Origin of the sequence: Corynebacterium sp. ACRPE (assembly GCF_022347435.1) — a bacterium.
Lineage (GTDB): Bacteria > Actinomycetota > Actinomycetes > Mycobacteriales > Mycobacteriaceae > Corynebacterium > Corynebacterium tuberculostearicum_D.
Window position 1 is genome coordinate 16,404 of the sequence record NZ_JAKRNA010000022.1, and the last position, 17,890, is coordinate 34,293.

Annotated in this window: 17 protein-coding genes and 1 riboswitch; of the genes, 10 read left to right on the top strand and 7 right to left on the bottom strand. The window is 59.3% G+C overall.

Annotated elements, in window-relative coordinates; genetic code table 11:
* Nucleotides 1-88: 88 nt before the first annotated feature.
* From pheS to MHY13_RS09865, 10 genes are all read left to right on the top strand, one after another.
* Nucleotides 89-1,135 carry a phenylalanine--tRNA ligase subunit alpha gene (pheS, locus tag MHY13_RS09820; protein WP_239191338.1) on the top strand — a complete coding sequence of 349 codons (1,047 nt, stop codon included), beginning with the start codon at nt 89-91 and terminating at the stop codon, nt 1,133-1,135.
* Nucleotides 1,136-1,159: 24 nt separating this feature from the next.
* Nucleotides 1,160-3,673 carry a phenylalanine--tRNA ligase subunit beta gene (gene pheT, locus MHY13_RS09825; protein ID WP_239282982.1) on the top strand — a complete coding sequence of 838 codons (2,514 nt, stop codon included), beginning with the start codon at nt 1,160-1,162 and terminating at the stop codon, nt 3,671-3,673.
* Nucleotides 3,674-3,820: 147 nt separating this feature from the next.
* A complete protein-coding gene (locus MHY13_RS09830; protein ID WP_239282983.1) occupies nt 3,821-4,147 on the top strand; it encodes an aminotransferase class III-fold pyridoxal phosphate-dependent enzyme in 327 nt (108 codons plus the stop codon).
* Entirely contained in the window at nt 4,144-5,064 is a 921-nt protein-coding gene (gene argF / locus MHY13_RS09835) for an ornithine carbamoyltransferase (protein ID WP_239282984.1), read from the top strand. Before MHY13_RS09830 ends, argF begins: the two co-directional genes overlap by 4 nt.
* 3 nt (nt 5,065-5,067) lie before the next feature.
* Nucleotides 5,068-5,550, top strand: coding sequence for an arginine repressor (locus tag MHY13_RS09840; RefSeq protein WP_005323257.1), 483 nt, complete (start codon nt 5,068-5,070; stop codon nt 5,548-5,550).
* An 81-nt stretch (nt 5,551-5,631) separates the two neighbouring features.
* Nucleotides 5,632-6,852 carry an argininosuccinate synthase gene (locus MHY13_RS09845; protein WP_239282985.1) on the top strand — a complete coding sequence of 407 codons (1,221 nt, stop codon included), beginning with the start codon at nt 5,632-5,634 and terminating at the stop codon, nt 6,850-6,852.
* A 6-nt stretch (nt 6,853-6,858) separates the two neighbouring features.
* Nucleotides 6,859-8,289: an argininosuccinate lyase gene (gene argH, locus MHY13_RS09850; protein ID WP_239282986.1), complete on the top strand. Its 1,431-nt coding sequence runs from the start codon at nt 6,859-6,861 to the stop codon at nt 8,287-8,289.
* Nucleotides 8,290-8,507: 218 nt separating this feature from the next.
* Complete coding sequence (locus MHY13_RS09855) at nt 8,508-10,025, top strand: amino acid permease (protein WP_239282987.1); 1,518 nt, start codon at nt 8,508-8,510, stop codon at nt 10,023-10,025.
* A gap of 12 nt (nt 10,026-10,037) precedes the next feature.
* Entirely contained in the window at nt 10,038-11,075 is a 1,038-nt protein-coding gene (locus MHY13_RS09860; RefSeq protein WP_239282988.1) for an ornithine cyclodeaminase, read from the top strand.
* A 56-nt stretch (nt 11,076-11,131) separates the two neighbouring features.
* On the top strand, nt 11,132-11,305 hold the full coding sequence (locus MHY13_RS09865) for a Trm112 family protein (RefSeq protein WP_239282989.1): 174 nt from the start codon (nt 11,132-11,134) through the stop codon (nt 11,303-11,305).
* Between the two features lie 137 nt (nt 11,306-11,442).
* On the opposite strand, the gene MHY13_RS09870 is transcribed toward MHY13_RS09865, so the two are convergent.
* The 7 genes from MHY13_RS09870 to MHY13_RS09900 all read right to left on the bottom strand — a co-directional run.
* The gene (locus MHY13_RS09870) at nt 11,443-12,612 is read right to left on the bottom strand and encodes a ThiF family adenylyltransferase (RefSeq protein ID WP_239282990.1); all 1,170 of its coding nucleotides are present in this window, start codon (nt 12,610-12,612) and stop codon (nt 11,443-11,445) included.
* Nucleotides 12,612-13,400, bottom strand: coding sequence for a thiazole synthase (locus tag MHY13_RS09875; RefSeq protein WP_239282991.1), 789 nt, complete (start codon nt 13,398-13,400; stop codon nt 12,612-12,614). Before MHY13_RS09875 ends, MHY13_RS09870 begins: the two co-directional genes overlap by 1 nt.
* Before the next feature lie 10 nt (nt 13,401-13,410).
* Nucleotides 13,411-13,614, bottom strand: coding sequence for a sulfur carrier protein ThiS (thiS, locus tag MHY13_RS09880; RefSeq protein WP_200287553.1), 204 nt, complete (start codon nt 13,612-13,614; stop codon nt 13,411-13,413).
* A gap of 24 nt (nt 13,615-13,638) precedes the next feature.
* Complete coding sequence (gene thiO / locus MHY13_RS09885; RefSeq protein ID WP_239191311.1) at nt 13,639-14,847, bottom strand: glycine oxidase ThiO; 1,209 nt, start codon at nt 14,845-14,847, stop codon at nt 13,639-13,641.
* Entirely contained in the window at nt 14,840-15,505 is a 666-nt protein-coding gene (locus tag MHY13_RS09890) for a thiamine phosphate synthase (RefSeq protein WP_239191635.1), read from the bottom strand. Before MHY13_RS09890 ends, thiO begins: the two co-directional genes overlap by 8 nt.
* Before the next feature lie 28 nt (nt 15,506-15,533).
* Nucleotides 15,534-17,465: a phosphomethylpyrimidine synthase ThiC gene (gene thiC, locus MHY13_RS09895; protein WP_239282992.1), complete on the bottom strand. Its 1,932-nt coding sequence runs from the start codon at nt 17,463-17,465 to the stop codon at nt 15,534-15,536.
* Between the two features lies 1 nt (nt 17,466).
* Nucleotides 17,467-17,581: riboswitch (TPP riboswitch) on the bottom strand.
* A gap of 132 nt (nt 17,582-17,713) precedes the next feature.
* On the bottom strand, nt 17,714-17,890 hold a 177-nt coding region (locus MHY13_RS09900), incomplete at its 5' end, for an IS3 family transposase (RefSeq protein WP_239282993.1).

A 17,890-nucleotide genomic window follows, 5' to 3' on the forward strand; every position in this document is an offset into this window, starting at 1 on the left:
AAAAGGGGGTCCCTGGGGCGGTCGGGCTAGCCGGGACAGAGTAAGATTGCACGCGTTAGTTTTCGCGCGAGAAGAAGGTACGAAGTACGTGTCCGATACACCGCAGATCGAATTGACCGAAGAGGCTCTTGGGGCCGCGGCCGATAAGGCTATCGCAGCCTTCGACGCAGCCGAAACGCTCGATGAGCTGGCTGCAGCCCGCCGCGAGCACCTAGGAGATGGCGGCTATATTCCGCAGGCTCGCCAGTCATTGGGGCAGCTGCCCAAGGATCAGCGCAAGAGTGCTGGCAAGGCTGTCAACATGGCCCGCGGCAAGATGGAAAAGCGCTTTGCCCAGGTTAAGGATGTCTTGGAGCAAAAGGCTCGCGAGGAGCAGTTGCGAGCAGAGACCGTTGACGTCACCATTCCCACCACTCGCACCCAGACTGGTGCTCTTCACCCAATTACCGCATTGTCTGAGCGCATTGCGGATATTTTCGTCGGCATGGGCTGGGAAATCGCGGATGGCCCCGAGGTCGAGGCAGAGTACTTTAACTTCGACGCTTTGAACTTTAAGCCGGACCACCCAGCACGTACCCTGCAGGATACGTTCCACGTCTCCGGCGAGGGCTCTAAGCAGGTGCTACGCACGCACACCTCCCCAGTACAGGTGCGCACGATGCTGGAGCGCGATGTGCCGCTGTATATCGCTTGCCCCGGCCGCGTATTCCGCACCGATGAGCTGGATGCCACCCACACCCCGGTTTTCCACCAGGTAGAAGGTTTGGCCGTGGATAAGGGCCTGACCATGGCTCACCTGCGCGGCACCCTGGAGCACTTGGCCAAGGTCCTGTTCGGTCCGGAGACCACGACGCGCATGCGCGTGAATTACTTCCCGTTCACCGAGCCCTCTGCCGAGGTTGATGTGTGGTTCCCCAATAAGAAGGGCGGCGCCGGTTGGATCGAGTGGGGCGGCTGCGGCATGGTGAACCCCAATGTGCTGCGCGCCGTAGGCGTTGACCCAGAGGAATACACGGGCTTTGCCTTCGGCATGGGCCTCGAGCGCACGCTGCAGTTCCGCAATGGCTTGACCGATATGCGCGACATGGTCGAAGGCGATGTCCGCTTCACCGTGCCGTTTGGCGTACAGGCCTAAAACCCAGAAAGGATAGACACACTAATGCTTATTTCCCAAGGCTGGGTCACCCGCATCCTGGGCGCTAAGAACCCTGGTTGGAACGTTTCCGCTGCCGATATGGACTCCGGATTCGTGCGCGTCGGTTTTGAAACCGAGGGCTACGCTGCCGTTCCGGAGAGCACCGGTCCGCTGGTCATCGGCCAGGTGGTAGAGATCGAGGAACTTACGCAGTTCAAAAAGCCCATCCGCTACTGCCAGGTAAATGTAGGCCAGGCTAATGGCACGGGCGAGCTGCAGGGCATCATTTGCGGTGCTCGTAATTTCCGTTTGAATGACTATGTCGTTGTGGCGCTTCCGGGCTCGGAGCTTCCTGGCGGCTTCAAGATTGCGGCGCGCGAGACTTACGACCACATCTCTAATGGCATGCTGTGCTCCGGCGCTGAGCTCGGTTTGGGCGCACAGGCTAACGGAATCATCGTCTTGGGCGATGACGTCGCCGATAAGGTAGGCGAGGACGCTCGCCCGGTTATAGGGCTGCATGATACCGACTTTGACGTCAACATCACCCCGGATCGCGGATACGCCCTGTCCGCGCGCGGTTTGAGCCGTGAGATCGCTTCGGCTTTCGACCTGGACTTTGCCGATATTGCCGAAGACCCGTCCGTTGCTGGCATTGATACCTCTGCTGTTCCAGCGGCGCAGGGCTCGCTTATCGACGTCACTCTCAACCCCGAGACCAAGGCGCAGCGTTTCGGCCTCCGCAAGGTCAGCGGCATCGACCCGCAGGCACGCACCCCGTTCTGGCTAGAGCGCGAGCTCATGCTCTGCGGCCAGCGCAGCGTAAACCTGCCCACGGACATTACTAACTACGTGATGCTGCTTTTGGGTGCCCCGATGCATGCCTTTGACGCCAACGTTATCCAAGGAAATCTCGTTGTCCGCAATGCCGACGAAGGCGAGAAGTTTGAGACCTTGGATCACGTAAAGCGGGAGCTTTCTGCAGAAGATGTGGTTATCTGCGATGACAACGGCATCCAGTCGCTGGCCGGTGTCATGGGCGGTACTACCTCCGAAATCTCGGCGGAGACCACTGATGTGGTCTTCGAATCCGCTATCTGGGATCCGATTACCGTGGCGCGCACCTCCCGCCGCCATAAGCTGTCTTCTGAATCCTCGCGTCGCTTCGAGCGCGGCGTGGACCCTGCGATTGTCGAGGTCGCTCTGGACACCGCCTGTGCGCTCTTGCAGCAGCTGGCGGGTGGCACCATTGAGGAAGGCCGGACGCTTATCGGGGACGTCGCCAAGCGCGAGCCCATTGCCCTGCGCACCGCAAAGGCTAGCGAGTATGCCGGCGTTGACTATTCCCGTGAGACTGTTATTTCCCGCCTCGAGGAAGTCGGCTGCACTGTTGCCGATGAGGGTGACATGCTGCAGGTAACGCCCGCTACGTGGCGCACCGATATCTCCATGGATGTTGACCTCATTGAGGAGGTCCTACGTCTTGAGGGCTTGGAAGACATTCCTACCGTCCTGCCTACTCCCGCAGGCGGTCGCGGCTTAACGCCAGCGCAGAAGCGTCGCCGCGCAATTGGTCACGGACTGGCCTATGCCGGTTATGCAGAGGTATTGCCGGCCCCGTTCGTGGCGAACGACACCTTTGATGTGTGGGGCTTGGACAAGGATGATGCTCGCCGCCGCACCGTAGAGGTGCAGAACCCGCTCGAGGCCGACAAGGCCATATTGTCCACGACTCTGCTTCCGAACATGCTGGAGGCCATCGGCCGCAATGTTGCGCGTGGCCGCAGCGACCTCGCCCTGTATGGCCTGCAGCAGGTGGCATTCAAGCGCGCCGAGGCATCGCCCATGCCCTCTGTAGAGCAGCGACCTTCTGAACAGGTTGTTTCCGAACTTCTGGATACTCTTCCTGAGCAGCCGCTGCACGTTGCAACGGTGGCCACCGGCAATATCGAGCATGAGGGCCCGTGGGGCGAAGGACGCGCATATAGCTATGCCGACGCCATCGAGTCTGCCCGCCAGGTCGCTCGCGCCGCCGGTGTGGATATCGAGCTTGAGGCCGCGCACGTTCTTCCCTGGCACCCAGGCCGGTGTGCTGCCGTGAAGGTAGCTGGCACCGATGTGGTCTTGGGCCATGCCGGTGAGCTTCACCCGCAGGTTCTGGAAGCGCTGAACCTGCCGGCGCGCACCTGCGCTATGGAGCTGGACGTTACCGCTATGCCATTGGAAGAGAAGTTCCCTGCGCCGGTACTGTCCTCCTTCCCAGCGTTGCACCAGGACATTGCGCTCGTGGTGGATGAAGACGTCCCAGCAGAGCGCGTGCGCGCCACCGTGGAAGAGGGGGCGGGCGAACTCATCGAGTCCGTCGAGCTCTTCGACATTTTCCGTGGCGAGCAGTTGGGTGAGGGCAAGAAGTCCTTGGCCTTCCAGCTGCTGTTCCGTGCAGCGGATCGCACGTTGACCGATGAGGAGGTCAACGAGCACCGCACGGCCGCAGCGGAGCTGGCTAAGCAGCGCTTGGGCGCAGAGATGCGCACATAGCTAGGCCCTAGGAAGGGGTGGTGAGATATAGCTCACCACCCCTTTTTTCATACATTTTTTCATTTCTGGTGATGTATTAACCAGGGAATATCTCCATCTTGCGTGAATAACATACGGCCGAGTGTATTTATTGCTATAGTCACGCTTATGACGATTTCAGTAGCAATAGCAGGCGCCACCGGATACGTGGATGCGGAATTTCTTGCGGAAGTTCCCCATAAGGGTGACTATCTGCGGCAAGAGATTGAAAAATTGCCGCTAGTAGAACGCGTACGCGGCCGCGGCCTAATGCTCGGCATTGTTTTAGCACAACCGGTGGCTAAGCAGGCCGTGCGCGACGGGCGTGCACAGGGGCTCATCCTCAACGCACCCAGTGAGAATGTACTCCGCCTCACCCCACCCATGGTTATTTCCCACGATGAACTAGACACAGCACTGACAACACTTCGGACGATAATGGAGGAACTGGCATGAGCCTGCGACACTTTCTGGCTGACGATGATCTCAGCCCACAAGAACAAGCAACCGTTTTGGATCTAGCTGAAAAGCTCAGAAAGGACCCCTTTGCGGAGCGCCCACTAGAGGGGCCAAAGACCGTGGCGGTGCTCTTTGATAAAACGTCTACGCGGACTCGCTTTTCCTTTGAAACCGCAGTAGCGAATATGGGCGGCAAGGCCATTACTGTCGATACTTCTACGACTCAGATGGGCAAGGGGGAGTCCTACCAGGACACGGCCGCGGTGCTTTCGCGGTACGTGGAGGCAATCGTGTGGCGCACCTTTGACCATGACAACCTCCTCCAGATGGCGGAGACTGCTACCGTTCCTCTGGTCAATGCGCTTTCCGACGACCTGCATCCCTGCCAGATTTTGGCTGACCTGCTGACCTGTCGCGAGAATTTGGGTGACCTTAAAGGTAAAAAGGCCGTCTACTTGGGCGATGGCGATAATAATATGGCTAACTCCTACATGATTGGATTCGCCACGGCCGGCATGGATGTCTCAATTATCGCGCCCGAAGGATTCCAGCCGCGCCAGGAATTCGTTGCCCGTGCAAGCAAGCGGGGCAATATCACCATTACTGATGACGTGGATGAAGTAGAAGGCGCAGACGTTGTCATCACCGATACTTGGATCTCTATGGGGCAGGAAAATGATGGCCGCGATAGGCGTACGCCGTTCCTGCCATATCAGGTCGATTCGACCATAATGAGCAAAGCGCATAAGGATGCAATATTCTTACATTGTTTGCCGGCGTACCGTGGAAATGAGGTCACGGCTGAGGTAATTGATGGACCACAGTCGCGCGTCTTTGATGAAGCGGAGAACCGCCTGCATGCGCAGAAAGCGCTTCTTGTCTGGTTGCTCGAAATAAATAAGGAGATCAACTAAGTAATGAACACCCCGACCACCCGCAATGCTCGGCAGGCCAAGATCCTAGAGATTTTGGATCGCAATCGCGTCACCAGCCAGGTGCAACTATCCGAGCTTCTCCTCGCAGACGGCATCGACATCACGCAAGCCACTTTGTCCCGTGACTTGGATGAGTTGGGAGCGAAGAAGGTAAAGCGTGACGGTGGCCGTTCCTACTACGTGGTCGGCGGTGAGCTGGAGCAATTTGAAGACCAAGTGGGCGGCCCCCGTGAAAAGCTGCGCCGCATGCTCGATGAGCTGGTGGTATCCCATGATTCTTCCGGCAATATAGCTATGCTGCGCACCCCAGCCGGTGCGGCCCAGTACCTTGCCAGCTTTATTGACAGGGTGGGGCTGCACGATGTCATTGGTTGCATCGCCGGAGATGACACCATCTTCGTCTTGGCGCGCGAGGGCGTCACGGGCGCAGATCTGGCAGTGACGCTTACCACGCGGAATATTTAGACGGCGGTGGTGGCAATCCTGACCACCATCGTATATTATGTGCTTAGATGAATTGTTTCCAATAGAACAAGGAGATTAACCATGTCCGCACGCGTAGTCTTGGCTTACTCTGGTGGCCTTGATACTTCCGTTGCCATCCCATACCTGGCAAAAATGACCGGTGGTGACGTTGTCGCCGTTTCCCTGGACTTGGGCCAGGGCGGCGAAGATATGGAATCGGTTCGCCAGCGTGCACTTGACTGCGGTGCCGTAGAGTCCATCGTTATCGATGCCAAGGATGAGTTTGCAGAGGAATACTGCGTTCCCACCATCAAGGCAAACGGCATGTACATGAAGCAGTACCCGCTGGTATCGGCTATTTCCCGCCCCCTCATTACCAAGCACTTGGTAAAGGCCGCGCAGGAATTCGGCGGCACCCACGTCTCCCACGGCTGCACCGGCAAGGGTAATGACCAGGTACGCTTCGAGGTTTCCTTCCGCGCCCAGGATCCTTCCCTCGAAATCATCGCCCCTGCACGCGATTATGCGTGGACCCGCGATAAGGCCATCGCCTTCGCGGAAGAGATCAACCTGCCGATCGAGCAGTCTGCTTCCTCGCCATTTTCCATCGATCAGAACCTGTGGGGCCGCGCGGTAGAGACCGGATTCCTCGAGGATCTGTGGAACCCGCCAACAAAGGATCTCTACGCCTATACCGAGGATCCAGGCCTGGGTAATGCCCCGGATGAAATCATCATCTCCTTTGAGAAGGGCATCCCGGTGGCAGTCGATGGCCAGAAGATGTCCCCGCTGCAGATTATTGAAGAGGTCAACCGCCGCGCTGGTGCGCAGGGCATTGGCCGTCTGGATATGGTGGAGGACCGCTTGGTAGGCATTAAGTCCCGTGAGGTCTATGAGGCTCCGGGCGCCATGGTCCTCATCCAGGCCCACGAGGCGCTGGAGGATGTCACCGTGGAGCGCGAGTTGGCCCGCTACAAGCGCTTGACCGATGCTCGCTGGTCCGAGGAGGTTTATGACGGCCTCTGGCACTCGCCGCTGAAGCGTTCCCTGGATGCCTTCGTTGAGGAGTCCCAGGAAAACGTCACCGGCGATATCCGCCTGAGCATGCATGCCGGTACCGCCACGGTCACCGGACGCCGTTCCGGCCAGTCATTGTACTCCTTTGACCTGGCTACTTATGACACTGGCGATAGCTTTGACCAGACCGCAGCTAAGGGCTTTGTGCAGCTGCACGGCCTGTCCACCCAGATTTCCAACCAGCGTGACCGCGACGGCGGTTTCCCCACCAGCGCGCAGAAGTAGGAGCACATGGAACCGCATAAAACTAATGAGGGTGCTCTATGGGGTGGCCGCTTCTCCGGCGGTCCATCTGAGGCGATGTTTGCCCTCTCTGTATCCACCCACTTTGACTGGGTGCTGGCACCATATGACGTACTAGCCTCCAAGGCGCATGCCAAGGTGCTGCACAAAGCGGGCTTGCTTTCCGGCGTCGACTTGGACACCATGCTCTCCGGCCTCACCGAACTAGGGGAGAAGGTGGCCTCTGGTGAGTTCCGTCCAGCGCCCACAGATGAGGACGTGCATGGTGCGATGGAGCGCGGGCTCATCGAGATTGTGGGCCCAGAGGTAGGCGGTCGCCTGCGCGCTGGTCGTTCCCGTAATGACCAGGTCGCGACCCTGTTTCGCATCTGGGTACGTGATGCCATTCGCGATACCGCGGCTCAGGTGAGCGACTTGGTGGATGCCTTGGCTGATCAGGCAGCAGCACATCCGGACGCCATTATGCCGGGCAAAACTCACTCGCAGGCGGCACAGCCAATTCTGCTGGCGCACGAGCTTTTGGGGCATGCACAGCCACTTCTGCGCGATATTGAGCGTCTGCAGGACCTGGATAAGCGCTTGGCGGTATCGCCCTACGGCTCTGGCGCTCTAGCCGGCTCCTCCTTGCAACTGGATCCGGAAGCCATTGCGGAAGAGCTCGGCTTCGATGCCGCCGCAGAGAACTCCTTGGATGGCACTGCGGCTCGTGACTTCGCCTCCGAAACCGCATTCGTGCTGGCCCAGATTGCCGTCGACATGTCCCGACTTTCGGAAGAAATTATCTACTGGTGCACGCCGGAATACGGATACGTCACCCTGGATGATGCATGGTCGACCGGCTCGTCCATCATGCCGCAAAAGAAGAATCCGGACGTTCCGGAACTCACCCGCGGCAAAACCGGCCGCCTTATCGGTAACCTCACTGGCCTGTTGTCTACGCTCAAGGCACAGCCGCTGGCCTATAACCGCGACCTGCAGGAAGATAAGGAACCCATCGTTGATTCGGTGGCGCAGCTTAACCTGCTGCTGCCGGCAATGACCGGGCTGGTGTCCACACTGGCTTTCCACGAGGACCGCATGCGCGAACTTGCCCCGCGAGGGTTCACGCTGGCTACCGACTTGGCCGAATGGATGGTTCGCCAAGGCGTTCCTTTCCGCGAGGCACACGAAGCGTCCGGCGCCTGCGTGCGCATCGCCGAGGAGCGAGGCGTCGACCTAGTTGAGCTCACCGATGAGGAATTGGCGGGCGTCGACAAGCGGCTGAAGCCTAGCGTTCGTGAAGTGCTCACTATCGACGGGGCAGTGGCCTCTCGTGCCACCAAGGGCGGCACCGCTGGTGTTCGCGTGGCTGAGCAGCGCGAGACTGTCCGCGAGCGTGCCGCGGCTGCTCGTACTTGGGCGCAAAAGCCGGTGCGCTAACTGATTCTGCTCTTCACAACCGCATGGTCTTTGGCCATGCGGTTCTTTTATACCAAAGCGCGGGGGTAGGGGATTGACCCCCATTCCCAACCTGTCAACTGCGTTGTTGAACACAATGGGGGTAGTGGTGACATGGGTAACAGTGTGGTGCGTTAGTATTCTTGCAGGGAATGTGACCTAACAGACTCATTCACCGAAATGAAAGGACGATCTCTCCAATGACAGTAAATTCTCCGCCCACTCCAGCTGGGCCACACGAGAATGAAAAGGCAGTCTACGCTTCGGAAGACCATGGCCTGCAAAAGGGAATGGGCAATCGCCAGCTGCAGATGATTGCCATCGGTTCCGCAATCGGTACCGGCCTTCTCCTGGGCACCGGCGGCCGCCTGCAGGACGCAGGCCCCTTCCTCGCCGTGCTGTACCTCGTATGTGGCTTCTTCGGCTACATCATTCTGCGATCACTTGGCGAGCTCATCGTCTATCGCCCCAGCTCCGGCTCCTTCGTGTCTTATGCGCGCGAGTTTTATGGCGAGAAGACAGCTTTCGTCACCGGCTGGCTGTACTGGGGAAACTGGGCTATGACCCTAGTGGCGGATGGCACGGCCGTCGCCATTTACATCAAGTGGTTTAGCCAGTACACCTCGTGGCTCGATTCCGTCCCGCAGTGGCTACTTGCGCTCGTGGTGATCTGCGGCATCCTTGTATTTAATATGCTCTCGGTGAAGATCTTCGGCGAGCTGGAGTACTGGTTCTCCTTGATTAAGATCGTCGCGCTGATCATCTTCATGTTGGTAGCCATCGGCGTCCTCATCTTTGGCCACCCGAGTGGCGACCCGACCGGCTTTAGTCTCATTTCTGACACCGGCGGCTGGTTACCTAATGGCTTGATGCCAGCCGTGATCGTCGTCCAGGGCGTCGTTTTTGCCTATGCCGGCATTGAGCTCGTTGGTACCACCTCCGGCGAGACCAAGAACGTAGAAAAGCACATTCCGCGTGCAGTCAACAACGTGCTGCTGCGCATCCTGATTTTCTACTTCGGCTCCGTGCTGCTGCTCACGCTCGTGCTGCCGTACACCGATTACGTTGCTGATGTGTCGCCATTTGTGACTTTCTTTGAGTCCCTTGGCGTAGGAGCGGCAGCTCCGATTTTCCAGCTTGTCGTTATCACCGCTGCGATTTCCTCGCTCAACGCCGGCCTGTATTCCACCGGCCGCATTATGTACAACATGTCCACCTCCGGCTCCGGCCCGAAGTTCGGCGCTCGCATGTCCAAGTCTGGCGTGCCCTACGGTGGCATCGTCATGGCGGCCATGGTGGGCTTGGTAGGCGTCTTCCTCAACTATGTGGTGCCGGAGATGGCGTTTGAAATCGTGCTCAACCTGGCAGCCTTGGGTACATTGGCGTCCTGGGCGGCAGTTGCGCTCTCGCACCTCAAATTTGTGCGCTTGGCCAAGAGCGGAAGCTACACCCGACCGGGATACCGCTCGCCGTTTGGCGAAGGCGGAGACTGGGCAGTGCTCATCTTTATTGGTTTGGTCATTATCCTGATGGCTTTTGACTATCCGATCGGCACCTATGCGCTCGCCTCGACCCTGCTCCTCGTTCCGGTCTTTATGGCAATGTGGTACGCATGGCGCGACCGCATTCGCACTATCGCGGAAGAGAGGAAGGCGAAGCACCTGCCAACCTCCAGCTTCCCGGCCGCACCGCAAACAGACCTTCACCCAAAGAAATAGAAAGGAACCTTTATGAACCACGCAGTTAAGTTCGTAGATGTAGAAAATATGGCGCGCTGGATCCAGCGCGAAGGCGTAGAAATCATCATTACCGGAATGGTGGACTACCTCGAGGCCGACTACCGCGAATGGGAGCGCTTCGACAAGATTCCGCGCGTTGCCTCCCACACCCCGTTCGGCGTTATCGAGCTCATGCCTACCTCCAATGGCAAGGAGTACTCCTTCAAGTACGTCAACGGTCACCCATCCAACCCAGCTCGCGGTTTCCAGACCGTTACTGCCTTTGGCGTGCTTGCCGACGTCGACAATGGTTACCCCACCTTCGAAGCCGAGATGACGCTGCTTACCGCACTGCGTACCGCCGCGACCTCCGCCATGGTGGCAAAGCACTTGGCGCGCAAGGATTCCAAGCGCATGGCCATGGTTGGTGCGGGCTCCCAGTCCGAGTTCCAGGCGCTTGGCTTCCGCGGCGTTATGGGAATTGAGGACATTACCATCTATGACATCGACCCTGAGGCGGTAGAAAAGTTCAAGCGCAACTTGGAGCCACTGGGCTTTAATATCACTGCTTGTTCCAGCGTCGACGAGGCGGTATTGGGAGCAGACATCATCACCACCTGTACCGCAGACAAGGCTCAGAACCAGATTCTGGCTGAGCGCCACGTCGCCCCAGGCGTACACCTCAATGCCGTTGGCGGTGACTGCCCGGGCAAGACCGAGCTGGAGAGCTCCATCCTGGACAAGTCCAAGGTCTTCGTAGAGTTCCCAGAGCAGACCCGTATTGAAGGTGAAATCCAGCAGAAGCCGGAAGACTTCCCGGTTGTCGAGTTCTACCAGGTGCTCACTGGTCAGGCCACCGGCCGCGATGACGATGAGCAGATCACGCTCTTCGACGACGTCGGATTCGCTATCAACGACTTCTCCGCCCTGCGTTACCTGCGCGATTCCGTCAAGGGCACCGACTTGGAGTCTGAGATCGACATCATCGCCAACCCGGATGACCCGAAGGATCTCTTCTCCCTGGTTGCAAACGTTCCATCCCTGCTCTAAGTCGAAGGTGGGGTAGAGGGATCCAACTTCTTCCTCTACCCGCTAAGATAAGACGCATGAGTCTTGACCCGAAGTTGCTAGAGGTCCTTGTCTGCCCGCAAGACAAGGGCCCTTTGACATATCTGGAAGATAAACAGGTCCTCGTCAACGAGCGGCTGGGCATTGCCTATCCCATTGAGGATGACATCCCAGTCATGCTTGTAGACCACGCCCAGAAATGGCCCTCCTGAATCTGGATTCTATGTAAGGTTTGGATACTCTGTGCTAAGCAGGTGACTCCCCAGCACCTTTTTATGAATCCAACGCGAAGTTCAAGGTGGACCTACCGGAAAACCCGAATCACCTTGTCATCGACGTCATTGACTAGCTAGTGCTTTGGTATTCCGTGGAACGCTGCGGGCTGGCTTGTTATGCCGCCTGCGACGTTTCGCATATTAATACCACGCTGTTTTGCATCCGCGGCGAAGGTCGAGATGAAGTTGGCCGATCGCTTGCCGGAAGCACAGTATACCCACGCTTTGCGCTGCCCTTCGGCCTGCAGGGAATCGAGCAGGCAGCGCGCCACCTCTGGATCGTCCTGCCACGCGGAGGTTGGTAAGTGGTAATGCTCTGTGCCGGCAGCAAAAAAGAAATCATCTATGGCAGCCTCCCCGGCCTCGCGCACATCGATGGCCGCGGCACCGTCGCGCAGATCTTCGAACATATCGGGGGCAGTGGCAGCGGCAGCATCGGCATCCGGCACGGCACAAGCTGCGCTACCGTAGTCTTTCTGCAGCCGTGTGGTTAGCTCGCGTGCCGGGTCGTGGGGCACGCGGAAGTGATTGATGGAGGCGGTCAGGGCATCGTAGATGCTCAACAAGCCCACCCGGTCGTGGTTCATGCCGGTTGCGAACTGGATTAGCTCGGTGGACATCAAGCCCGCGACCACGCTGGTGGTTACGCCCAGCACACCGGCGGTGGCGCAATCCGGCACGGAATCGGGGTCGGGTTGCAGGGGATAGAGATCGCGCATGCCCACGCCGGACTCGGCGCCGGGCCCAGACCACCACACTGCGCAGTCTCCCCGGTAGCGAAGCACCGAGCCCCACACCAGCGGGGTGCCTGTGATCTCCGCAGCATCCGCTGCTAGGAACTTGGTGGCAAACGTGTCAGAACCATCCACTAGGATGTCCACCCCACGAAGGTAGCCCACGGCATTGTCAACGGTAAAACGGTCGCGAATCGCATGTACCACGATGCCGGCCTGCAGCTGCCGGAGCTTTTCGGCGGCGACGTCCACCTTGGGCCTTCCCACATCGTGGGTGCCGAACAGGATCTGGCGGTGGATGTTAGTGAGATCCACCGTGTCGTCATCGATCACAGAGATTTCGCCAACACCGGCGGCAGCTAGCTGCTGCATCAGCGGGCAGCCCAATCCGCCAGCGCCGATGACGAACACGTGGGTGCCGTGCAGCGCCTCTTGCTGGGGGATGCCGAAGCCAGGCAATAGGGTTTGGCGGGCTACTCTGTACAACTCTTCGCGGGGCAGTGGGCTCATTACAGGACTTTGTCTTCCCAGCTAGCCAACCCCTCTAATGATGACGAGGCCACGGCGTGCTGCCGTTTCGGAATGCGGCCAGCTTGCCGGGCCAACCGGCCACCTTCCACGGCGTATTTCATTGCAGTGGCCATCGCCATGGGGTCCTGGCAGCGGTTAATAGCACTCGCTAAAAGCACGCCATCGCAGCCCAGCTCCATGGCCAGTGCAGCATCGGAGGCCGTGCCCACACCGGCATCCAGCAGCACGGGAACATGGGTGCGCGAACAGATCAGCTCGATGTTGTGGGGGTTCAGGATGCCTAGGCCCGTGCCGATGGGCGAGCCCAAAGGCATCACCGCTTCCACGCCCACGTCTTCTAGACGCTTGGCGACGATCGGATCGTCGCTGGTATATGCCAGCACCACAAATCCTTCAGCAACCAGCATCTCGCAGGCATCCACGAGCTCTACCACGTCGGGCAGAAGCGTATGGTCATCCGCGATAACTTCCACCTTCACCCAATTGGTGCCCAGCGCCTCGCGGGCTAGCTTGGCGGTTGTTACTGCGTCCCGAGCGGTGCGGCACCCAGCAGTGTTGGGCAGCACGTCAATGCCCAATCGCTGCAAGAGCTCGAAGATGGATTCCCCACCGGTGCTAGCGCTCGTGGCACTGTGCCTACGCATGGCAACGGTGGTCAGCTGTGTACCGCTGGCAACTAAGGATTGTTCCAACATAGCCTGGCTACTTGCCCCGCCGGTTCCCATCACTAGGTGCGAATCGAATTGTTTATCTGCGATAGAAAGCATGAGTAAAGCCCTACCCGCCCTGCACGGCGATCAGGATATCCATTTCATCGCCGTCGGTAACTTCATAAGACCAGTCGCTGGCTGGGATCACGTCGCCATTGACGGCCACGGCGACGCCTTTCGGCGAGGCATCGCCGGTCTCTGCTTTTACGACGGCAGCCACGGTGATATGCCCCTCGCTGCTGCGGCGCTTTCCATTAAGCGTGTATTCCATGGTGCTTATTCCTTTCTTTTGTGGCTATCGGGGTGGGCTGTATCGGGCGTGGCGTAGTGGATCGCAGGCAGAGATGTCTATCTCCAACCCGTTGGCGGGGTAGGTGCCCAACCCCAACTGGGCACCTACCTTAGCCCCAAAGGCGGACAACAGGATTCCGTGGCGGAAGTAGCCGGTGGAGATCACCAGCCCGTCGCGCACCTTGCCAAGGTAGGGCAGATCATCTGGTGTGCCGGGCCGGGCGCCGACGATGGCTTCGATGAACTCGCAATCCTCTAGCCCAGGAACCACGCGGATGGCGTCTCGAAGAAGCGTGTGCACACCGTCTACAGAAGGACCTTTGCGGTTGTCTTCGCGGCTGGTTGCACCGACGGCGATGGTGCCATCGGTGCGGGGGATGACATAAACCGGCCGGTCCTCCACGAATGCGCGCACCACTCGGGTAAGCGGTTCGCCACTGGTGTGCACCAGCGCGTCTGGGACCCGCAGCCGCAGCATGTCACCGTACACCGGCCGTAGCGCTAGGGGATTGACACCCTCGAACCAGCCGTCTACGTCCTTGGCACCTAGCCCGTTGCAGAGATAGACCGTGTCGCCGGTGGCCACTCGGCCATCGGTGAGCTGTACATCGTGCCCGTTGATGCGCGTTGCGGCCGTCGCCACGAAGCGAACTCCGGCTTGCTGCAGGTAGTCCAACAGGCACGCGCTGAACATGCGCGGGTTGATCTGATGGTCGCCCGGGATTTCCACTGCCGCCGCCAACTGGGGGCTTAGCCCCTGCTCTAGCCTTCGGGCTTGCCGTAGTGTCAGCGCCTGGGCATCCATACCGTGTCTTTGCTGCAGCGCCAGCAACTCGCGGATGTGCACGCCATCGGCGCGGTCGGCACCCACCACCAGGGTGGATTCACTGCGGTGCCCGGTCGGTGCGGTAGTTTTCTTACCTAACCTGGCCAGCAGGTTGGGGAACATCTCGCCCGAAGCCACCATCAGCGGGTACAGCGGCTCTTGCCGGTATTGCACCTCCGCAACCGGCGCCAGCATGCCACCGGCCACGAACGTGGCACCGCTAATGGGCTGGGGATCGACCACGACGATTCCTTGTGGGGATACGCCCGCTTCCACCAATTCGAATGCCGTGGCCAGCCCGATGATTCCCGCGCCAATGATGGCGTGCTCCGCGCGTAGCTTCTGACTATCGGGGTGGTTGCCCGGGCTGAGAACAGTGTTATTCATGTGAACCGATTGCTGCATTCCCGTTCACCCGATCGAAAGCTTGCACAACCGTGGTCGCCAAGGTAGTCGGATCATCGGAGTCCATGAAGGCACGCACAATCGCCACACCAGACACACCGGTTTGGGCCAGTGCTGCGGCATCGATGGCCTGTACATCGCCGATTGCCACGACCGGAACGGCCGAGGCCGCCACGAGTGGGGGATAGCCTTCCAACCCCAGCGGAGTGCGGCCGGAGATTTTCGTCGGGGTGGGGCGGAACGGACCGGCACCGATGTAGTCGATCACATCTGCGTACTCGTTAGCGTCCTGCACTAGCTCTAGGGTTCCGGTGGTCAGCCCGATGATCGCATCCTCGCCAAGAATCTGCCGCGCCAGGTGCGGGGTCAAGTCGTCTTGGCCGATGTGTACGCCGTGGATGTGGTGATCATCCATTAGGGCGGCCGCTACATCCACTCGGTCATCGATAAGCACCTTCGTTGCCGGATTGGCTTCCTCGACTGCCGCGGCAACGTCGATAGCTAGGGCGGTCAGATCGCGCACGCTGATGGGCTTGCTGCGAACTTGAATCACGCCCGCACCACCGGCGGCCGCTGCTGCGGCAACCTGGACGACCTTTTCCTGCGGTGCTCCCGTAACGTGGTAGCACCGCAGATCCAGGTGGCTACCCTGCGCAGCAGGGCGAGGCTTAGCGCTCACTGGGAATCGTTGCTTCCTTCTCCAGATCCTCGGCCACTTCCTTGGCCTCATTGCGGTCTAGATACAGCTTGGATCCCGCACGGCGGAACTCCTCGGCCATTTCTTCTTCGCCTTCGGTATTAGTGACGCGTTCTTCGTCTACACTCTGGCGACCGAAGCCTGGCAAGCCGAGGTCCTTGACTAGCGTTTGCTTCTGGTCGGTGGCCAGAGCCTCATCGATCTTGTCACCGAATGCGTCGCGGATGTCCTGGCTGATCCGCATGGAGCAGAACTTAGGTCCACACATCGAGCAGAAGTGAGCGGTCTTTGCCGGCTCCGCAGGCAGAGTTTCGTCGTGGTAGGATTGGGCAGTATCCGGGTCTAGGGACAGGGCAAATTGATCGTGCCAGCGGAACTCGAAGCGCGCCTTGCTCATCGCATCGTCCCACTCGTGGGCGCCAGGGTGGCCCTTGGCGACGTCGGCGGCGTGGGCGGAGACCTTGTAGGTAATTACACCGGTCTTCACGTCGTCCTTGTTCGGCAGGCCAAGGTGCTCCTTCGGGGTGACGTAGCACAGCATTGCGGTACCTCCCATGGCGATATTGGCCGCACCGATGGCGGAGGTAATGTGGTCGTAACCAGGCGCAATATCGGTGACCAGCGGTCCCAGGGTATAAAACGGTGCGCCGCCGCACCATTCCTGCTCTTTTTCATTGTTAACCTGCACCATGTTAAGCGGCACGTGGCCTGGGCCTTCGACCATGACCTGAACGTCGTACTCCCAGGCGCGGTGGGTTAGCTCGCCGATGGTCTTCAGCTCAGCGAACTGGGCTGCGTCGTTGGCATCGGCGATGGAGCCTGGGCGCAGGCCGTCGCCCAGAGAGAACGCAACGTCGTACTTGGCGAAGATCTCGCACAGCTCGTCGAAGTTCTCGTACAGGAAGGACTCCTTGTGATGAGCCAAGCACCAGCCGGCCATGATGGAACCACCGCGGGAAACGATGCCGGTTACGCGCTTGGTGGTCAGCGGCACGAAGGGCAGGCGTACGCCGGCGTGGATCGTCATGTAGTCCACACCTTGTTCGCATTGTTCGATCACGGTATCGCGGTAGATTTCCCAGGTCAGGTCCTCGGCCACGCCGTCGACTTTCTCGAGTGCCTGGTAAATCGGCACGGTACCGATCGGTACCGGGGAGTTGCGCATGATCCACTCGCGAGTGGTGTGAATGTCGTTACCGGTGGATAGGTCCATTACGGTGTCTGCACCCCAGCGGGTGGCCCAGCGCAGCTTGTCTACCTCTTCGCGGATGGACGAGGTCACCGCGGAGTTACCGATATTGGCGTTGATCTTCGTATTGAAGGCATTGCCGATGATCATCGGCTCAGATTCCGGGTGGTTGATGTTGTTCGGGATGATCGCCTTGCCGGAGGCAACCTGCTCGCGCACTTTTTCTACGTCGCAGTGTTCGCGCAGTGCGACGTATTCCATCTCCGGGGTGATAATACCCTGGCGGGCGTAGTGCATCTGGGTTACGCGCTTGCCCTCCTTGGCCCGCAGCGTCTGGCGGCTAGCGCCTTTCCATTCGTCACTGGCCTCGCCACGTTTGAGGGCGCGGTTACCGTCATCCAACAGGTTGCGGCGCCTGCCCTCGTAGGCTTCTACATCACCGCGGGCTTCGATCCACTCACTGCGCAAAGCCTCCAGGCCCTCGGTCGGTTCGGCCCAGGGGCCGCGAGTGCGGTAGAGCTTCTGCGGTGGATTCGGGCCCGTTGGGGAATCGTCCAGCTGAACTTCGGTTTCCGGCACCTGTAGGGTGAAGGTCTTGCCGAAGGAATCCACCTGCTTTTCGATGGGGGCGAAGCTGTGCTTCGGGTGGATTTCCGCACCATAGTCGTCATTCGGGATGGTAGTGCGGGTGTGCTGTGTAGACGGATCCGTCATAAAAGTCTCTCCTCATTCTTCCTTCGCTGGTTCTAACCAGGCAGGTTCTAGCGGTACTCGCGCGGGGATTACAGCGCGATCTCAGCTCGATACCTCGAGCGCCCGTGTTCGGTTGCACTTCCTACTGTAACGCACAGCACCCGCGTGTTAAGTCCTAGGGCGGACGGTTGATTGGACAGCCTCAATGAGCAAAGTAGAAAAGTGGGGTTGCCCGCAAATTGTGGACACGTAGTGGAGCTACCTAGTGGTTAGGCGGCTATTTCTTTTCTGCTGGTGGTTAGACCGATGCGGTTCTCGAAGTCGACGGGGCTTATCATCCCGAGTGCGGAGTGCCGACGTCGGCGGTTGTAGACGACTTCAATCCAGTAGGCAACGGCCTTGCGTGCAGCATCACGGGTCGCCCAGCGCTTACGGTCGTAGAATTC